This window comes from Stutzerimonas chloritidismutans (assembly GCF_020783375.1).
Taxonomy (GTDB): Bacteria; Pseudomonadota; Gammaproteobacteria; order Pseudomonadales; family Pseudomonadaceae; genus Stutzerimonas; species Stutzerimonas kunmingensis.
The window spans coordinates 1852628-1870300 of the sequence record NZ_CP086067.1; the positions used below are offsets into that span (position 1 = coordinate 1852628).

The 17673-nt window shown below is 58.6% G+C and carries 19 protein-coding genes and 1 tRNA gene; 7 read left to right on the plus strand and 13 right to left on the minus strand.

Annotated features, from left to right (window positions below):
* Positions 1 to 103 precede the first annotated feature (103 nt).
* Positions 104 to 1135 (plus strand): quinone-dependent dihydroorotate dehydrogenase, encoded by a 1032-nt coding sequence (locus LLJ08_RS08705; RefSeq protein WP_023445182.1) that lies wholly within the window; start codon positions 104 to 106, stop codon positions 1133 to 1135.
* 94 nt (positions 1136 to 1229) lie between these two features.
* Here LLJ08_RS08705 and rmf read toward each other — a convergent pair whose 3' ends face one another.
* Positions 1230 to 1445 (minus strand): ribosome modulation factor, encoded by a 216-nt coding sequence (rmf, locus tag LLJ08_RS08710; protein WP_003280740.1) that lies wholly within the window; start codon positions 1443 to 1445, stop codon positions 1230 to 1232.
* A 359-nt stretch (positions 1446 to 1804) separates the two neighbouring features.
* Between rmf and rlmKL the strand changes: the two genes are divergently transcribed.
* On the plus strand, positions 1805 to 3985 hold the full coding sequence (gene rlmKL, locus LLJ08_RS08715; protein WP_228208699.1) for a bifunctional 23S rRNA (guanine(2069)-N(7))-methyltransferase RlmK/23S rRNA (guanine(2445)-N(2))-methyltransferase RlmL: 2181 nt from the start codon (positions 1805 to 1807) through the stop codon (positions 3983 to 3985).
* A gap of 45 nt (positions 3986 to 4030) precedes the next feature.
* Here the strand turns inward: rlmKL and dacB are convergent, their stop codons facing one another.
* A complete protein-coding gene (gene dacB / locus LLJ08_RS08720; RefSeq protein WP_228208700.1) occupies positions 4031 to 5488 on the minus strand; it encodes a D-alanyl-D-alanine carboxypeptidase/D-alanyl-D-alanine endopeptidase in 1458 nt (485 codons plus the stop codon).
* A 276-nt stretch (positions 5489 to 5764) separates the two neighbouring features.
* On the opposite strand from dacB, the gene LLJ08_RS08725 reads away from it, so the two are divergent.
* The gene (locus LLJ08_RS08725) at positions 5765 to 6109 is read left to right on the plus strand and encodes a YggL family protein (protein WP_014820690.1); all 345 of its coding nucleotides are present in this window, start codon (positions 5765 to 5767) and stop codon (positions 6107 to 6109) included.
* Here the strand turns inward: LLJ08_RS08725 and LLJ08_RS08730 are convergent.
* From LLJ08_RS08730 to LLJ08_RS08755, 6 genes are all read right to left on the minus strand, one after another.
* The gene (locus LLJ08_RS08730; RefSeq protein ID WP_228208701.1) at positions 6093 to 7187 is read right to left on the minus strand and encodes an FUSC family protein; all 1095 of its coding nucleotides are present in this window, start codon (positions 7185 to 7187) and stop codon (positions 6093 to 6095) included. The genes LLJ08_RS08725 and LLJ08_RS08730 overlap by 17 nt on opposite strands.
* 5 nt (positions 7188 to 7192) lie before the next feature.
* A complete protein-coding gene (locus LLJ08_RS08735; RefSeq protein WP_228208702.1) occupies positions 7193 to 8524 on the minus strand; it encodes a deoxyguanosinetriphosphate triphosphohydrolase in 1332 nt (443 codons plus the stop codon).
* A gap of 165 nt (positions 8525 to 8689) precedes the next feature.
* On the minus strand, positions 8690 to 9010 hold the full coding sequence (locus tag LLJ08_RS08740) for a hypothetical protein (protein ID WP_228208703.1): 321 nt from the start codon (positions 9008 to 9010) through the stop codon (positions 8690 to 8692).
* On the minus strand, positions 9007 to 9387 hold the full coding sequence (locus tag LLJ08_RS08745) for a phage holin family protein (RefSeq protein WP_228208704.1): 381 nt from the start codon (positions 9385 to 9387) through the stop codon (positions 9007 to 9009). Before LLJ08_RS08745 ends, LLJ08_RS08740 begins: the two co-directional genes overlap by 4 nt.
* A 14-nt stretch (positions 9388 to 9401) precedes the next feature.
* Entirely contained in the window at positions 9402 to 9803 is a 402-nt protein-coding gene (locus tag LLJ08_RS08750; protein ID WP_228208705.1) for an ElaB/YgaM/YqjD family protein, read from the minus strand.
* Between the two features lie 205 nt (positions 9804 to 10008).
* Positions 10009 to 11283, minus strand: coding sequence for an OprD family porin (locus tag LLJ08_RS08755; RefSeq protein WP_090523278.1), 1275 nt, complete (start codon positions 11281 to 11283; stop codon positions 10009 to 10011).
* A gap of 422 nt (positions 11284 to 11705) precedes the next feature.
* Between LLJ08_RS08755 and LLJ08_RS08760 the strand changes: the two genes are divergently transcribed.
* Positions 11706 to 11951, plus strand: a complete 246-nt coding sequence (locus LLJ08_RS08760) for a glutaredoxin family protein (RefSeq protein ID WP_104097365.1) — start codon at positions 11706 to 11708, stop codon at positions 11949 to 11951.
* An 83-nt stretch (positions 11952 to 12034) separates the two neighbouring features.
* Here LLJ08_RS08760 and LLJ08_RS08765 read toward each other — a convergent pair.
* From LLJ08_RS08765 to mobA, 3 genes are all read right to left on the minus strand, one after another.
* A tRNA-Pro gene (locus LLJ08_RS08765) sits at positions 12035 to 12111 on the minus strand.
* Positions 12112 to 12265: 154 nt separating this feature from the next.
* Complete coding sequence (locus LLJ08_RS08770; RefSeq protein ID WP_003298350.1) at positions 12266 to 12487, minus strand: YgdI/YgdR family lipoprotein; 222 nt, start codon at positions 12485 to 12487, stop codon at positions 12266 to 12268.
* Between the two features lie 45 nt (positions 12488 to 12532).
* A complete protein-coding gene (gene mobA / locus LLJ08_RS08775) occupies positions 12533 to 13138 on the minus strand; it encodes a molybdenum cofactor guanylyltransferase MobA (RefSeq protein ID WP_228208706.1) in 606 nt (201 codons plus the stop codon).
* Between the two features lie 231 nt (positions 13139 to 13369).
* Here mobA and LLJ08_RS08780 point away from each other — a divergent pair, with 231 nt between their 5' ends.
* Positions 13370 to 14401 carry an acyltransferase family protein gene (locus tag LLJ08_RS08780; protein WP_228208707.1) on the plus strand — a complete coding sequence of 344 codons (1032 nt, stop codon included), beginning with the start codon at positions 13370 to 13372 and terminating at the stop codon, positions 14399 to 14401.
* Positions 14402 to 14475: 74 nt separating this feature from the next.
* On the opposite strand, the gene LLJ08_RS08785 is transcribed toward LLJ08_RS08780, so the two are convergent.
* Positions 14476 to 14793 carry an I78 family peptidase inhibitor gene (locus LLJ08_RS08785; RefSeq protein ID WP_228208708.1) on the minus strand — a complete coding sequence of 106 codons (318 nt, stop codon included), beginning with the start codon at positions 14791 to 14793 and terminating at the stop codon, positions 14476 to 14478.
* Positions 14794 to 14977: 184 nt separating this feature from the next.
* On the opposite strand from LLJ08_RS08785, the gene LLJ08_RS08790 reads away from it, so the two are divergent.
* Positions 14978 to 15379 (plus strand): PA2779 family protein, encoded by a 402-nt coding sequence (locus tag LLJ08_RS08790; RefSeq protein ID WP_003298355.1) that lies wholly within the window; start codon positions 14978 to 14980, stop codon positions 15377 to 15379.
* A complete protein-coding gene (locus LLJ08_RS08795; RefSeq protein ID WP_041014311.1) occupies positions 15376 to 16329 on the plus strand; it encodes a PA2778 family cysteine peptidase in 954 nt (317 codons plus the stop codon). Before LLJ08_RS08790 ends, LLJ08_RS08795 begins: the two co-directional genes overlap by 4 nt.
* 6 nt (positions 16330 to 16335) lie before the next feature.
* On the opposite strand, the gene LLJ08_RS08800 is transcribed toward LLJ08_RS08795, so the two are convergent.
* Complete coding sequence (locus LLJ08_RS08800) at positions 16336 to 17619, minus strand: NAD(P)/FAD-dependent oxidoreductase (protein ID WP_228208709.1); 1284 nt, start codon at positions 17617 to 17619, stop codon at positions 16336 to 16338.
* Positions 17620 to 17673 lie beyond the last annotated feature (54 nt).

Consider the following 17673-nt stretch of genomic DNA (forward strand, 5'->3'; position numbering starts at 1 on the left):
GTCGGTGCGCTCGACCGGCCTATTTCCTCACTGGCGGCAGCGGCTGAAGCCCTCTCGGGCTGCTATACTCCGCGTCCACATTTACCGAGACCTTAGGCTGCGTATGTATAACCTGGCCCGCCAGCTATTGTTCAAGTTATCTCCGGAAACTTCCCATGAACTTTCCCTCGAGCTGATTGGCGCCGGTGGCCGTCTCGGGCTCAATGCAATGCTCGGCAAAGCGCCAGCAAGTCTTCCTGTTCAGGTGATGGGGCTCGATTTCCCCAATCCGGTCGGCCTGGCAGCAGGGCTGGACAAGAACGGCGAAGCCATTCGCGGAATGTCGCAGCTGGGCTTCGGTTTCATCGAAGTGGGAACCGTGACGCCGCGCCCGCAGCCAGGCAACCCCAAGCCACGGATATTCCGCCTGCCCGAGGCCGAGGCGATCATCAATCGCATGGGTTTCAATAACCATGGTGTAGATGCGCTGCTGGCTCGGGTAGAGGCCGCCAGGTTCAAGGGCGTCCTCGGTATCAACATCGGCAAGAATTTCGATACCCCTGTCGAGCGCGCCGAGGAGGACTACCTGCTCTGCCTGGACAAGGTCTATCACCATGCAAGCTACGTCACCGTCAATGTCAGTTCGCCGAACACGCCTGGCTTGCGCAGCCTGCAGTTCGGCGACTCGCTCAAGCATTTGCTCGATGCGTTGCGACTGCGCCGTGAGGATCTGGAGATCATGCATGGCAAGCGCGTGCCGCTTGCGATCAAGATCGCTCCGGACATGACCGACGAAGAAACCGCTCTGGTGGGCGAGGCGGTATTCCAGGCCGGGATGGACGCGATCATCGCCACCAACACTACCCTTGGCCGAGAAGGCGTTGCCGGCTTGGCTCATGCTGACGAAGCTGGTGGCCTGTCTGGTGCGCCCGTTCGGGAGAAGAGCACGCACACGGTCAGGGTGCTGGCACAGACGCTAGGCGGACGGCTGCCGATCATTGCCGTGGGCGGCATCACCGAGGGCAGGCACGCGGCAGAGAAGATCGAGGCGGGTGCCAGCCTGGTTCAGTTGTATTCAGGTTTCATCTACAAGGGACCGGCATTGATCCGCGAGGCGGTGGATGCCATCGCGGCGCTGCGTTCAAAAGCGCATTGATGATTGCCCGGAAGGGGCTCCTGTTGGGAGCCCCTGGGCTTCTCGCCCGCCGCCCGGGTGGGGCGCGCTATATCAAGTCGGGTGGATCGGTGAATTAGCCGACCGCGTGAAGTTCGTTGAGTCTATGCAGACCGGCCGTGCCGGTCAGACCATCCCAGTTGTCGCCGCGACCCTCCCGCCAGCCGTTAATCCAGGCTTGGCGAACATTGGGATGGGAAAAAGGACAGAGGTCGCGAGATTTGCCATGTATGCCGTGCTGATAACCGCGTAGAAATGCTCGTTCCATCGGATCACGCTTGAGTCTTCTCATTGGGTATTGCCCTCAGTGGTTGACTGGTGTTCCTGTGGCCTCATGGCGAGACCGGGCAGATTGACTGCCAATGAAGCGCGCTGCCGGCGTGGCGCGCTTCGCCGGCACCATTGCGATGTCGGCCTGAGGTGAGTTCTAACGCAATGCTGAAGACGCTGGAATGATCGTTTTGTCATAAGTAGGTAACGAATCTATGGTTCTACCCATAAGCCTGAAAGGGCAAGGGATGCGAAGTGCACTGCTTGGCCACTTCTGCATGATTGCAACCATGATGTTTGTAACCTCTTTCTAATTTTCTTTGCTGGGCCTGTTCCGACGAAAGGGTCGCGACGGTCCGAAGCACCTTTTGTGGAAACTCCATGACCGACCGCCATGAACTGATCCTGACCTGTCCCAAGGGACTCGAAGGCCTGCTGCTCGAGGAAGCCACCGCGCTTGGACTGGAGGAGGGTCGCGAGCAGACATCCGCGATTCGCGGCTTCGGTACGCTGGAGGTGGCCTACCGGCTCTGCCTATGGTCGCGCCTGGCCAATCGCGTGCTGCTGGTGATCAGCCGTTTTCCCACTGTAGACGCCGAGACGCTTTACCAAGGGGTTCACGCCGTCGACTGGGCTGACCATCTGCAGCCTGCCGGCAGCCTGGCAGTGGAGTTCAGTGGTCGTGGCTCGGGCATCGACAACACCCATTTCGGTGCGCTCAAGGTCAAGGACGCCATTGTGGATCGGCTGCGAACCGCATCTGGCGAGAGACCCAGCATCGACAAGCTCGATCCTGATCTGCGCGTGCATCTGCGCCTCGACAAGGGGCAAGCGGTGCTTTCGCTCGACCTCTCCGGGCACAGCCTGCACCAGCGTGGCTATCGACTGCAGCAGGGTGCAGCGCCGCTCAAGGAAAACCTTGCTGCCGCGATCCTGATGCGTGCCGGCTGGCCACGTATCGCCGCTGCTGGTGGCGCGTTGACAGATCCCATGTGCGGCGTCGGCACCTTTCTTGTCGAAGGGGCGATGATGGCGGCGGACATCGCGCCGAACCTCAAGCGCGAGCGTTGGGGTTTCAGTGCCTGGCTGGGGCACATACCCGCGCTGTGGTCGCGACTGCATGCCGAAGCTCAGGCACGGGCAGAGGTTGGCTTGGCCAAGCCGCCCTTATGGATTCGCGGCTATGAGGCCGATCCGCGGCTGATCCAGCCGGGACGCAACAACATCGAACGCGCTGGGCTGGCCGGCTGGATCAAGGTCTACCAGGGTGATGTCGGCGACTTCGAGCCGCGCCCGGACCAGAATCAGAAGGGCTTGGTGATCTGCAATCCGCCCTATGGTGAGCGCCTCGGCGACGAGGCGAGCCTTCTCTATCTCTACCAGAACCTCGGCGAACGCCTGCGCCAGGCCTGCCTGGGCTGGGAAGCCGCGGTATTCACCGCCGCGCCGGATCTCGGCAAGCGCATGGGCATCCGCAGTCACAAGCAGTACGCGTTCTGGAACGGTGCGCTGCCGTGCAAGCTGCTGCTGATCAAGGTCGAGCTGGATCAGTTCGTGACAGGTCAGCGCGGCGCCGGCCATGAGGAACATTCACAGCAGCAGGCGCCGGTCGAGCAGGCACGCCTCAGCGAAGGCGGGCAGATGTTCGCCAATCGCCTACAGAAGAATCTGCGTCAGCTCGGCAAATGGGCGCGTCGTGAGGGTATCGAATGCTACCGGCTATACGACGCGGACATGCCTGAGTACGCCCTGGCGATCGATCTGTACGGTGACTGGGTGCACGTGCAGGAGTATGCGCCGCCGCGCTCCATCGATCCGGAGAAGGCCCAGGTGCGCCTGCTCGATGCATTGGCTGCCATACCGCAAGCACTGGGCATTCCACGCGAGAAGGTGGTGGTAAAGCGCCGCGAGCGCCAGACGGGAACGCGCCAGTATGAGCGTCAGGCCAGTCAGGGCGAGTTTCTCGAAGTGACCGAGGGCGGCGTCAAGCTGCTGGTGAATCTCACCGATTATCTGGATACCGGCCTGTTCCTCGATCATCGCCCATTGCGCCTGCGCATTCAGCGTGAAGCGGCCGGCAAGCGTTTCCTCAACCTGTTCTGCTATACCGCAACCGCCACGGTTCATGCAGCCAAGGGCGGTGCGCGCAGCACCACCAGCGTCGACCTGTCGAAAACCTATCTGGACTGGGCGCGTCGCAATCTCTCGTTGAATGGCCTTTCGGATCGCCAGCGCCTGGAACAGGGCGACGTGATGGCCTGGCTGGAAGAGGACCGTGGTGAGTACGACCTGATCTTCATCGACCCACCGACGTTCTCCAATTCCAAGCGCATGGAAGGCGTGTTCGACGTACAGCGGGACCACCAGGCGCTGCTCGATCTGGCGATGGCTCGATTGGCGACGGGCGGAGCGCTGTATTTCTCCAACAACTTCCGCAAATTCGTGCTGGATGCCAGCCTGAGCGACCGCTATGCCGTAGAGGAAATCAGCAGCGCAACGCTGGACGAGGATTTCCGTCGTAACCCCCGGATCCACCGCGCCTGGAAATTTCAGGCGCGGTGATCATCCGGTGATATAGGCGGGCCGTTCGGCCTGCCTGAGTCACCATCAGCGTTGTGCGGTGTTCTGGTTGCGCTGACCGTAGAGGCTGACCAGCACCTGATCGAGAATCGAGGCTGCGCCCCATGGGCGGGGATGGTTCAGGATCGCCACGACTGCCCAGACATTGCCGTCGCCGTCACGGCTGTAACCTGCGATGGCGCGCACGGTGTTCAGGGTTCCCGTCTTGAGGTGCGCCTTGCCGGCGACAGGTGTATTGCGCAGGCGCTTGCGCATGGTGCCGTCCACGGCGGCCAATGGCATCGACGAAATGAACTCGGCCGAGTAAGGGCTGCGCCAGGCGGCCTGCAGCAAGCTCCCCAGCTCGCGTGCGCTGACGCGTTCGGCGCGGGAAAGCCCGGAGCCGTTCTCGATCACCAGATGCGGCGAGATGAGCCCCTTCTTGGCCAGCCACTGGCGGATGACCCGCTGTGCCGCTTTGGCGTCATCGGCATCCGCTTCGTTACGGAATTCGGCGCCGAGGCTCAGAAACAGCTGCTTGGCCATGGTGTTGTTGCTGTACTTGTTGATGTCTCGAATGATCTCGGTGAGATCCGGCGAATAGGCCCTCGCCAACAGTCTTGCTTTGTCAGGCACCTGGGCCACACGGTCGATGCCGAGAATGCTGCCGCCGAGCTCGGCCCAGATAGCACGCACCGCGCCGGCGGCATAGCGCTGGTGATCGAGCAGTGAAAGGTAGCTCTGTGCGCTGCAGCCGTCGGCGAGTTTGCCGGTGACCACGACGGTCACGCCATCCCCATCCGCAACTGGGTTGTAGAGCACGTCCGGCCAGCCCGGGCATTTGCCTGCGGGCAGCGCTTTGACCCGGTTGTCTATTCGAATGCTGGCGATCGGCGGCTCGACTGCGATATTCACCTTTCCGCCATCGTTGCGGACGATGAAGCGCAGCGCCTTGAGGTTGACCAGTAGTGAGTCGGGACCAACCAGAAAGGGCTTGTTCTTGTCATTGCCGTCGTCATCGAAGACGGGCAGGTCGGGCTGGACGAAATGGCTGCGATCGAGCACCAGGTCGCCAGTGACCTTGGTGACTCCGTTGGCACGCAAATCTCGCAGCAGCAGCCAGAGCTTCTCCATGTTCAGTTTCGGGTCGCCGCCGCCCTTGAGGTAGAGATTGCCGTTGAGGGTGCCGTCCACCAGCGGGCCGTCGGCATAGAACTCGGTCTTCCACTGGTGGTTGGGGCCGAGCAGTTCGAGGGCGGCGTAGGTGGTAACCAGCTTCATGGTCGAGGCGGGGTTGACCGATACGTCGGCGTTGACGAACGTCGGCGCGGCGTCACCGGTCAGTGGCAGCATGACTACGGACAGTGCGTCGCTGCTGATCTTGTTGGCTTTCAGTGCCTGTTCGACGCGCGGTGGCAGTGTCTGGTTCACCCCGGCGGCCTGGGCTGGCAGGGTCAAGGGCAGGGCGAAGAAGGCTAAGGTTATGCCGCGGAGGATGGAGCTCATCGTACGAGCGCCTCTGGGCAAACACAGGGGGCTGCTGGCGGTTTGATTTGGCATGTGTTTCCCACTGCTCTTAGGGAACGAGTGCGGGCCATTATGCCCGTGCTGTAGAGGCGTCGTGCCTCTATCCGATAAGCGTAGCTGCGGTACACAGGTTACTGCAAAGACAGATGCGCACCAGGCTGCGATGAGCTCAACCGCTGCTGTCGGTCATCGCCTTGGCGCGGGGTTGCTGTTAGAGTGCGCGCCGTCATCAAGTAGAAAAAGGATCGCCCCCAAATGGCTACCAATCGTTCGCGTCGCCTGCGTAAGAAACTCTGTGTCGATGAGTTCCAGGAGCTCGGCTTCGAGGTCAATCTCACCTACCGCGAAGGTATCGAAAGCAAGGCTGTGGACGACTTCCTCGAAGCGTTTATCAGCGAAGCGATGGAAGCCAACGAACTCGGCTATATCGGTGGTGAAGACTACGGTTTTGTCTGCCTTGGCCGCCGTGGCTCGGTCAGCGAAGAGCAGCGTGCAAAGGTCGACGCCTGGTTGAAAGGCCGCAGCGAGCTGGCTGAGTACAGTGTCAGCCCGCTGATGGACGTGTGGTATCCGGAAAACCCGATCAGGGCTGAGAAGTAGTCTCTTCGTCTGATCGTTGCGATGCTGCCCGCTGGGCCTTCCTGCGCGAACGCTTGGCCAGCAGCATCTGCAACACGTGCATCAGTGTTGCGATGAATAGCGCCACACCTACGCCAATGGCAGCGTTGATGAGCCGTATCTGCGGCAGGTTCCAGTCCTGGGCCAGCGTCTCTGCCAGCAGCAGGAACAGCAGCGTGGTCTGCAGGACGAATAGCCCATAGTGATTCGCCTGAAACGCTCTGCCCAGCACGATAAGCGGCAGCAGGATCATCACCATCAGTGGCGGGTCGGCCAGGCCGTGGCCAATGTAAATTAGTATGGCCGCAGCCGCCAATATTCCCAGGCTGGCCTGTAGCGCCCGCACCAGACTCCGCTCCAGATCCATCTGCAGCGTGGTGAATACCGCCAGCGTCAACCAGTAGCCTCTTGGCAGCTCAGCCATATTCACAATTACCCCACCCAATGCTCCGGCCAGGATGTAGGTCAGGGCGTGCACACGCCATTGCCGGATCGGCGTTCGGCGAGCGTGCCTGCGCAGCACCCGAAGGATGCTCATCAGCCGCGGCATATATGGCCACATGCGCAGCCCATGCATCCCCCGCAGGCCGAAGGCGAGCAAGGTCACCCAGAGCCCGCCGAGCGCGAAAAGAAAGGCTATGGCGTACGGGTTGTTGAAATCGCCAATGCCGTGCTGCCCTTGGCCGAGGCAGAGGCAGATCGCCAAACCGATACCGAGCTTTCCTGCTTCGCTGCCGTAGCGCTGCAGCCAGGCCAGCAGCAGGCCGTAGAAGGCGAACAGGCCGAGACTGATCAGTGGATGAGTCGCCGACCAGAAGCCCAGTCCGGCACTCCCGGCGCCCAGCGCGATGAGTAACAGCATGCGCAGCATGCCGAAGCGATGAAGTGGGTTGGCCTTGGCCGCCTGAAAGGCGCCGACCGTTGCCCAGAGGAAGCCGGGATGGCCGCTGAAAAGCCCCAGCAGCAACGGCAAGGCGCAACCAAAGCCGGCCACCATGGCAGCGCCCCAGGCGGGGCGCACGGGTTGCCAGTGGATGCTTTGCCGCAGCAGGCGCTTCATGTGGGTCAAACCGGGCTGGAGCGGCCGGTCATCTCGCCGGCCATCTCCGTGGCGTAGCTATCGGTCATGCCTGCGATGAAGTCGATCATGCGCAGGAACGACTGATAGAGCGGTAGCTCGGGCGAGGGCGCGCTGCGTCCGAGCAGGTCGAGGATCCGCTGATTCTTGAACGAGGGGGTGCCGCCGCGATGTTGTTCCAATGCTGCGCCGCAAAATGCATTGAGCAGTATTTCCAGCGTGGTGTAGGCGCCAATCTCGTGCAGGGTTTTGCGCTTGTCCTGAAAAATCTTCTCCCGCGCCATCGCCTTTGCCTGCAATACGCACTCTTTGGCCGGACCATGCATATGCTCGACCAGGTCTCCGTGCAACTCACCACGAAGCAGGTTGCTCTGCTGCTCGACAAAGGCATCAGCGGCGGCATTGGTCAGGTGCTCGATCGCCTTGCCGCGCAAAATGGCCAGTTTGCGCCGCCTTGAATCCCTCGGGCCCAGCTGACGATAGGTTTCGGGAATGTCATCGCCCACCAGAGCCAGTAACAGCGCTTCGACTTCCGAATATTCCAGCAGCTCCATCTCGAGGCCGTCTTCCAGGTCGATCAGGCCGTAACAGATATCGTCTGCTGCCTCCATGAGATAAACCAGAGGATGACGAGCCCAGCGTTGCTCAGCGACGTTGGGTAGGTTCAGCTTCTGTGCGATCTGCTCGAGCAGCGGCTGCTCATTCTGATAGCACCCGAACTTGTGCTTCTTGTACCCCAGCGCCTCTGCATGGCGTGAAGTCCAGGGGTACTTGAGATACGTGCCGAGGGTGGCGTAGGTCAGTCGCGTTCCACCGTCGAACTGGTGGTATTCGAGTTGCGTAAGCACCCGAAATCCCTGTGCGTTGCCTTCGAAGTTGAGAAAGTCCGCGCGTTGCGCGTCGCTCATATCGTCGAGCCATCCGCGCCCTGCGGCCTGCTGGAACCAGCAGCGGATAGCATCCTCGCCGGAGTGGCCAAAGGGCGGATTGCCAATGTCGTGGGCCAAGCAGGCTGACTGGACGATCATGCCAAGGTCGGCCGGGCTGCACCATTCGGGTAGGTCATCGCGCAACACTTCACCGACACGCATACCGAGTGAGCGGCCTACGCAGCTCACCTCCAGCGAGTGGGTGAGGCGGGTATGGATGTGATCGTTGCTGGAAACTGGATGAACCTGAGTCTTGCGCCCGAGCCGGCGAAAGGCGCCCGAAAAAATGATCCGATCATGATCCTTGTGAAAAGGGCTGCGGCCCAACTCGTCGCTACTGTGGGCGGATTTTCCGAGTCGTTCGCGGGTAAGCAGTGTGTGCCAGTCCAAGGACCATCTCCGTATTGCCATTAGCGGGCTGGTGCAAAGCTACCACAACTGCCGAATCGCTGATCGGTGCTGGCGTATTAGAAGGATAACCAGTTCAGAAGGCGTGGCGACCTACCCGCGGTTGGCCGAGGGTACAGTGTTGTTCAGACAGGGTAGGCAGCTGGGCTAGTGCAGCTTTTCCCGCAGCTTTTGCTGACCCTTGATTAGCGGATACAGCGTCAGCGCCACGCGAGCCAGCTTTCCCACTTTTCCCATCCTGCGTCCGAACAGCGCGAGTACGACTGTCGCGGCGATCATCATCGGTCCCTTGCCTGAACTGTGTTCGCTGGATGTTCGACGCGAACTTACGAAGCTCTTCATCTGCTGCAGTGGATGTGAAAGGGGCTGCGCGTGGTAGAGCATCTGTTGACGGTGCATTTCCATGCGCAGTCGCACCAGATCCTTGCGCATGCTCAGATCATTCGATGTGCTCAACGGTTGGCTCATGGCAGTAATCGCTCCCGGTTGCGCTCCAGTTCTTCAAGCGTGGCCTGGAACGGTGCGGCACATTGTTTGGCGAGCGAAGCGGCGCGGGTTACGCAGATGATCATCACCACCGCATAGATTGCGCATAGCGTGAGAATCGCCGCGATGGGGTGAGTCTCCCAAAAGGCGATAACGATCGCTGCGGAAAGCCCTACCAGAATCAGTAAGCCGAGAATCAGGCTGACACCGGCCAGGAGGAATAGCCGAAAGGTTCGGGCTTTCTCTTCCTGGACCTCTATGCCTACAAGTTCCAAGTGCCCCTGGAGCAGGCCGACGAATGCGCCGCCCAGCTTCTTAAGCGATGGTTTGGGGGCTTCGGTGCCGGGCTTCGCTTCCATTGCTGGCTCTCCCATCAGCGGCGTGAAATCAGACCGAGCAGAAAGCCGACCCCGGCAGCGATGCCGATCGATTGCCAGGGATGGGTGTGTATATATTCCTCGGTGCACTGGATAGCAGCCTGACTCTGCTCGCGCATCGAGCCTTCCCGCTCCTTGAGCATTTCACGAGCCTTGGCAATGTTTGCGTTGATCTTGCTGCGCAGCTCTTCGGTTTGGCCGCCTGCGGTTTCCTGAGTGTGCTTGAGCAGACGCTCAGTGTCGCCGATCAGAGTATGAAACTCTCCAATCAGTGCGTTCTGCGCAGCTTGCAGGTTGCGGCGATGGGCGGATGTATCGATCAGGGGGCGGGTGCTCCCAGCGGGACCTTCAGGAATCGGGGTGTTATCGCTGGTGCCGAAAGTGGACTCGGTAGACATGCGCAGCTCCTCTTGATTCTTCGGGGAAAAAGGCCCCGTTGCCTCAAGTTTCGAGCATTGCGCCTCGTTAAAGGTTCCCCGCTTCGTTAAACCGTGTAGACAGCTTTCAATCGCTTGGTTCTGGCAATTACGGCAAGGAACCAAAAAAAGAAAACCCGCCGAAGCGGGTTTTCCTGTCTACAGCAACGAGTGCAGTAGCCGCTATTTACATCAGCGGGATGGTGTAGCTAACGATCAGGCGGTTTTCGTCAACGTTGTTGCCGCGAGCAATATTGCCCCGGGCAGTTGCGTTACGCCATTTCACGTTCAGGTTCTTCAGCGCACCTTCCTGGAAGGTGTAGCCGATGTCCATGTCGCGTTCCCAGATCTTGCCTTCGGACTGACCTGCGCCACGCTCGACGTTGTCGCCGGTTACATAGCGAGTCATGAAGGTAAGGCCAGGAATGCCTACAGACGCGAAGTTGAAATCGTAACGTGCCTGCCAAGATTTCATGTCAGCGATAGCGAAATCATTGATCTGGACATAGTTGACGAGATACGGATCTGTAAATTCGCCGACATATGCAAAGCCAGTGTCGCCGCTCATCTTCTGATAGCCAAGGCCAAAGCTGTGGCCGCTAAGTGAGTAGGTGAGCATCGCGCCCAATGCGCGGTTATCGACGTTCGAGGAGCCGTCTTCAGAAGAGCGAGCATAGCGCAAATCGGTCTTGAGAGATTGCTTGTCGCCCAGCGGAAGTACATGCACCAGGTTGGTCGAGTGCTGCTTGTAGACCTCTTCCAGATTACTGTAATAGTAAGAAGCGGTGAGATCGTCGGTCAGCTTGTAGCTACCACCTGCGAAGATGAAATCATCCACATCGCTGGCGTCGATACCGGTTTCGCCTACAGCCGCAGCCTTGCCGCCGTAAGCCAGTGCTTCGTTGTTGGAAGAGTCGCGATGGTTGGCGCGGTTCAGATAGCCGCCATCCAGCGTCAGGCCCTGGATCTCTTTGGAAACGATCTGTGCGCCTTGGAATGTTTGCGGCAACAGACGAGAGTCGCTCGACGAGATTGCCATGTTCTTCGGCTGCAAGGTACCGACCTTCAGGACGGTCTCGGATACTTTGGCCTTAGCGGCCAAGCCGAGCGAAGAATAGTCATCTGCTGGCTTACCGGAGTCTAACGGCAGCAGGCCAGTGCCAGTACGTCCGCCGCCAGAGTCGAGCTTGACTCCCACTAGGCCGAGGGCGTCAACACCGAAGCCTACGGTACCTTCGGTATAGCCGGATTCGACACGAAGCAGAAAGCCCTGAGCCCATGCTTCCGCTTTGCTGTTCTCAGTATTGAGATTCTCGCGGAAATCACGGTTGAAATAGAAGTTACGCAGTTCCAGACCAGCCTTGGTGTCTTCGATGAAGGCGGCTTGGGCCATTGTTGGGATAGCCAGTGTTGCTCCCAGAGTGGCGAGGGCCACGCCCCGGGCGATGGGGGTCTTGAGCATTTCTTATTTCTCCTCGTTGGATGATGCTCTGAAGTCGCTCTTTACGGCGCCATGCAATAAAACATTACAGAGGTTTTTCAACCTTTAGACTTTAGTCGCCAAGTCCCGCAAGTCAACGTGCTAGACGGTCGCAGGCATATCGTGCAAGTGCGCGATATTCGCGTACGACCCGTAAAGTTGCACAAGACAACGGCCTGGCGGTTAAAGACTAAAGGGTGTGCCGGGCAATCTGCGTCGCCGCGGGTGGCAGCATCCTAGCGTTTTGCTCGGGCTGAGTCGAATGGCCATCGCATAATCGCCTGATGAGTGAGGCTGAATTCACATTTTTGTTGCTGGTGCGTCTGCCGACCGAAGTCATTTATCAATGGCGCGCCGAATAACGCTTGCTAGAATTCGAGCACATAACATTGCGAGAACGTCAGATGTTACCGGAATGCCAACTGTTCGGGACCTTGGGCTGCCATCTATGCGAGCAGGCCGAGGAAGTGCTCATGCCTTTGGTCGAATATGGGCTGCTGGTCGAGTTGATCGATATCGCTGAGCGCCCTGATTGGGTCGAAGATTACGGTTTGCGAATCCCGGTGCTTCGTCGCGTCGATACCGGTTCCGAATTGAACTGGCCGTTCGAGGCAGAGCAGGTGGTGAGTTTTCTTCAGGGTTCGACGTGATGTTGAACAAATTACAGGCATAAAAAAACCGGCATGTTTGCCGGTTTTTTGTTCAGCTAAGCAGCTAGCTGAACAGCGGGATATGGTCGGAGCGACTGGATTCGAACCAGCGACCTTCTCGTCCCGAACGAGACGCGCTACCAAGCTGCGCTACGCTCCGAAGATGGCGCGCATTCTACAGAAAAAGTTTTGCTGCACAAGGTGTTAGGAGGGGTTTTTTTGGGGGGCGACCAGCCTTTTGCGAGCTGCTAGCGGAACAATCGACCTTCGCGGCAGATAACCTAGGATCTATCTTGTGCGAAGGTCGACCTGGCTCAGAGTTCTCGTACGGTGCGAACCTGATCCTTGTTCACTTTGCCTGGCTTGCCATCGATTTGCTCATATTCGTAGAAGCCCGACTCGTCATCGAAATCGGGATGGTCCAGAGTTTGAATTTCACGACCATCGTTGAGCGTGATCACGCTGGGGTTCGCGCAGCCGGCAAGGACGGTAAAGCCCAGCGCGAGTAGCAGGGCGGGGATGATGCGTGGTTGCATGACGCTGTTCCTTCTGCGGGTTCGATACCCATGGGACGAAACCCACTAGGACGAAGTTCCCCTCGAGCCAGTGATCTTGAGCAGCTCCGGTGTATTCAGGTTGGCGAGACGGGGGTCGCCCCGGTGTACCTCAAGCGCACGGGCGCCAAGATGAAGAAGTGCACGCAAAGGGCTGCGTTCTCCAGATTGCCAGCAAGCGTCAACTTCGGACCTTCGGCCGGTGGGAATTATGCTGAACAGGGGCTCCCACTGGCCTTCGCAGCTCAGCATGACTGGCCTGTCTGGCTCTTCGAGCGCGGTCTGGTAGAGCGACTGCAGCAAGGGGCGATCAATCAACGGGGTGTCGCACGGCAGTACGAGCATCCAGGCGTTGCGAGCAGCTGCAAGACCGCTGCGTATTCCTGCAAGGGGCCCGGGGAATCCCTGCTCTTCATCGCTAATCAATTGATCGGCATAGGCCGAGTAGCGGGCTCGATTGCGGTTGCAGGACAGCAGGAGGTCGTCTGTCAATGGCTGAACGGTCTCATGCAACCATGCAATCAATGGGCGTCCCTGCCATTCGACCAGTCCTTTGTCCTGTCCTCCCATACGTTGCCCACGGCCACCCGCCAGAAGCAGGATGGAGCAGGAAGGCAGTAGCGGGTCGGGCATATCATCGCTCCAGAAAAGATTGCATATAGCGCTCGGGCTGGCGGTCGGGCAGCGTGCGTACGGGAGGTGTGGAGGCCAGGCGCTCGGGTTATTGGAATCTGTGTCGCGCTTCGGCGACCCAGGAGTGCTTTAGCTAAACCAACGAAAAATCCTGTTGTCTATCTCCTCCATCCACTTTCTCTGGAAGAGGGTGCCGCCTGCTCATTGGCTGAATACAAGGAGAACAATCAAATGCAGGAGAGAAACGTTTGGGTTGATTATGCCAAGGCGATCGGGATCATTCTTGTTGTCTACGGGCATGTCGCGCGAGGCGTGTTCAATGCCGGGTTGCCGATGGATGAGGCGCGATTCGTGCTGGTCGACAGCATCATTTACAGCTTTCACATGCCGCTGTTCTTCTTCCTGTCGGGTTTATTCTTCTTCGATTCGTTGCAGAAGCGGGGCCGGGGCGGGTTGATCATCAACAAGGTCGACACAATCGTCTATCCCTTTATTGTCTGGTCTTTACTACAAGGTCTGTTCGAAGTCGTCCTGTCGAATTACACGAACGGTCAGGTCACCTTGGTTGAGGTGCTCTCGTTGCTCTGGATGCCGCGAGCGCAGTTCTGGTTCCTGTACGCTCTGTTTCTGGTGTTCGTGGTTTGTGCGTTTCTTTATGCGCGGGCAGATCGGCGCTATTTCTTGCCATTCGTGGTCCTGTTTGGCTTGCTGTATGTCTTCCAGCAGGATCTGACGGTAAACAACATGACCCGCTTTATCCTGGGCAACACCGTCTTCTTCACACTGGGCGTCTGGTTCAACGAGGTCAAGGCGTTCTTCCTTGCGCGTTATACACAGCTGACATTATTTTTCGGTGCGCTGTTCATCCTGGGGCAGTACCTGTTTCATGTGACCTACGGTCTGAACTATGCCGATGGCGGCATGGCGGTACTCGCGCTTGCAACCATATCCATCTTTTTCATGATCGCGTTGTCTATGTGGCTAGGTCAGTTTCGCGTGGATTGGTTTCTGTTCATCGGCGCTTCGTCGATGACGATCTACCTGATGCATATTCTGGCCGGTAGCGGGGTGCGGGTAGTACTCAGCAAATTCCTCGGTATTGATTCAATCACAGCGCATCTGATTATCGGAACGCTGATCGGTACGGCGGCTCCGTTGTTGGCGCAGGTCGTGATCAATCGCTACAAACTGTACTTCTTGCTCACCCCGCCCAAGCAGATTTCGGCATCTCAGTTCCATATGCGCAAGGCTGTTGCCCACTAGCGCTGCCTTGTCATGCACCGACGCAGATGCCGCTCAGCAGGCCATGCTTGCTGAGCGGCATCGCGCATGCGGTATTAGCCGCAGCCGATGCGCTCTATGGTCATATCCTTGTCGGTATAGATATTCAGTCTCTGCGAGTTGTATTCCAGCGTGACGATATCGTCTGGCCGCAGGACCCGCGCGGTGATTGCCCCGGATTGCTCCCTTGCTCGTTCAAGTATTTCTGGCGTGACGGTTTGGCCGGTCAAGCTTGCCACGGCATCGGCGTTGCACTGTCCGACTAACTCAGTCGGGCTGCTGTTTGACGGTGCTGTAGAAGTCGTTTGACAGCCTGTCAGTACAAATGCGGCCGAGGCTATGGCAATTGGTAGAGCTCGTTTGATGCGCTGCACAGCGTCTCCTTTTTCGTCTGGTTTGTCGGAGCGCAACTACTATCAAAGATATGGGCATGCCGATAGGCCTCCATGCCAGTTGGAAAAAACAGCTGTGGATGGGAACCGAAGCGGCGTTGACTCGTCTTAATGGCTGATGGCGCTTTGCAATCCCCTGGCTGTAAGAAAAATAAGGAGTTCCGCTATGTTCAATTCCCCCCTACTCAAGCGTGTCGCTACGGTGCTGGCTGCTCTGCACTTGCTTCTGGTAGCTCAAGTTCCGTTGGCGCAAGCTGCGATGATCGGCACGCCTGAGGTTGTTGCTGAACATCAGCAGCAGGTCGATCGGCAACAGTTGCTGACGATGCTGGATGATCAGGATGTGCAAAAGAAGCTGGAAGCGATGGGCGTCGAACGTGATCAGGTTGAAAAGCGCATCAACGGCCTGACGGCAGCGGAACTGGCCCAGTTCAATCAGCAACTTGATCAGGCCCCCGCAGGGGCAGGCGTTGTCGGCGTGATCGTGCTGTTCCTGGTGATCTTCATCATCACGGACATGCTATGTGCCACTAATATTTTCAACTTCGTCAACTGCATCAATCGTTGAGCCAGCGGCTACTCATACTGCTCCTGATCGGTCTGCTCGGGGGCTGTGCGCGAACGACGGTTACGCTTGTCGATCATGCTCAGCTCCCGACAAGAGCCGAGTTGGTGGACGTTCCGTTCTACCCGCAGGAAGACTACCAATGCGGACCCGCTGCATTGGCAACGATGCTCGTGCAGCGTGACATCGAAGTAACGCCGGAAGCGCTTGTAGAGCAGGTCTACATTCCCAAGCGCAAAGGCAGCTTGCAGGTGGAGATGGTTGCTGCCGCCCGTTCTGCTGGGCTTCTTGTATATCCGCTGCAGCCTAGTCTCAGTGATCTTCTTGCCGAAGTCGCTGCGGGCAACCCGGTTCTGGTTCTACAGAACCTCGCTTTTGATCGTTGGCCTCAATGGCATTTTGCCGTGGTGGTGGGCTATGACCTTGCAGATCAGGAAATTGTGCTTAGGTCTGGCACTACCAAGCGTTTGGTAGTGAGTTTTCACGAGTTCGAGCGCTCGTGGCGCAAGGCGGAGCGCTGGGCCGTGCTTACTTTGCAGCCACAGCGGATACCACAAACTGCGCAAGAAACTGTCTGGCTGCGCAGTGCCAGCGATCTGGAAGAGGTTGGGCAATTGCGCGCGGCTCGGGTGGCGTACGAAGCCGGCGCGAAGCGCTGGAACTCGGCGCTCACGCAGTTTGCTTTGGCGAACAGTCAGTATGCGGCTGGAGAAAAGGCTGCGGCTGAGGAATCGTTACGGCTCAGTGTTCGTCTCGACCCGGGCTTCGCCATTGGCTGGTTCAATCTATCGCAGGTAATGGCTGAGAAGGGTTGTGACGTGGGTGCTCGCCAAGCACAGGCCTGTGCCGTGCGAATGGATCCGGATGATGATCGGCTCAGGGCGTCGCTGCCAGCCCTGGACGGCAAGCGAGCGGCGCAATGCTTGCCGAGCCCGCCATGCGTGTCCAGGTGATTTCCGTCAGAAGCCAAGCCTGTCGCGCAGGTTGTAGTACATCGCCCCGAGAGCGCTGAGCGGTACCTGAAAACGCTGTCCTCCAGGGAAAGGGTAGTGAGGCAGGCTGGCGAGCGCATCAAAGCGCTCTGCCTGGCCGCTCAGGGCCTCGGCGATCACCTTTCCAGCAACATGTGTATAGGTGACGCCATGGCCGCTACAGCCCTGCGAGTAGTAGATGTTGCTGCCCAGCCGCCCCACCTGGGGCAGCCGTGAAAGCGTCAGCAGGAAATTGCCTGTCCAGGCAAAGTCGATCTTCACTTTTTCCAGCTGCGGAAAGGTCTTCAGCATCTTGGGTCGTATGATCGATTCGATGTCGGCGGGATCACGTGCGCCATACACTACGCCGCCCCCGTAGATGAGCCGTTTATCCGCTGAGAGCCGGTAGTAATCAAGCAGATAATTGCAGTCTTCTACGCAATAGTCCTGAGGCAGAAGGCTGTACGCGAGTTCATCATCAAGTGGCTCCGTCGCGACCACTTGTGTGCCGCAAGGCATGGATTTGGCGGCGAGCTCGGGAATCAAATTGCCAAGATAGGCGTTGCCTGCTACCACGACGAAGCTTGCGCGCACGGCCCCCTTTGGAGTGTGCACCAGCGGTGCGTCGCCATATTCGATGCGAAGCGCGGGGGATTGCTCGAAGATGCTGCCTCCCAGTGATTCAACAGCTTCTGCTTCTCCGAGTGCCAGATTGAGAGGGTGAATATGGCCGCCGTGCTTGTCGAGCATACCTCCCGCATAGCTCTCGCTAGCGACCACTCGCTGTATGCCTTGTTTATCCAGTAGCTCGAGGTGCGGGTAGCCATATCTTTCCCACAAGGCCTTCTGTGCTTCGAGGTGGTGCATCTGCTTCTGATTGAAGGCGGCAAATACGCCGCCGTCTTTCAGGTCGCACTGAATGCCATAGCGTGCTACACGTTCACGGATAATTCGTCCGCCTTCGAATGCCATATCCCCAATCAGCTTCGCTGCCGAGGCGCTCGCGCTGCGCTCGATGCTGTCAAGGTCTCGGCTGTAGCTGTTGACGATCTGCCCGCCATTGCGGCCAGAGGCGCCGAAGCCGACCCTGGCTGCTTCCAATATGATTACGCTGAAACCCTTTTCAAGAAGAAACAGGGCCGTCGACAGGCCTGTGTATCCGGCGCCGATCACGCACACGTCGGCCTGCTTGTTTTCCTGAAGTTCTTGTCGAACACCTGTCGCGTTGGCCGTCGCTGCGTAGTAGGAAGCGGGATAATTGTTGTGCGGCATCTTGGATTCTCTGTTCTGAATTTTTTACGCATCCTAGCGCTTGACCCTGTAGCT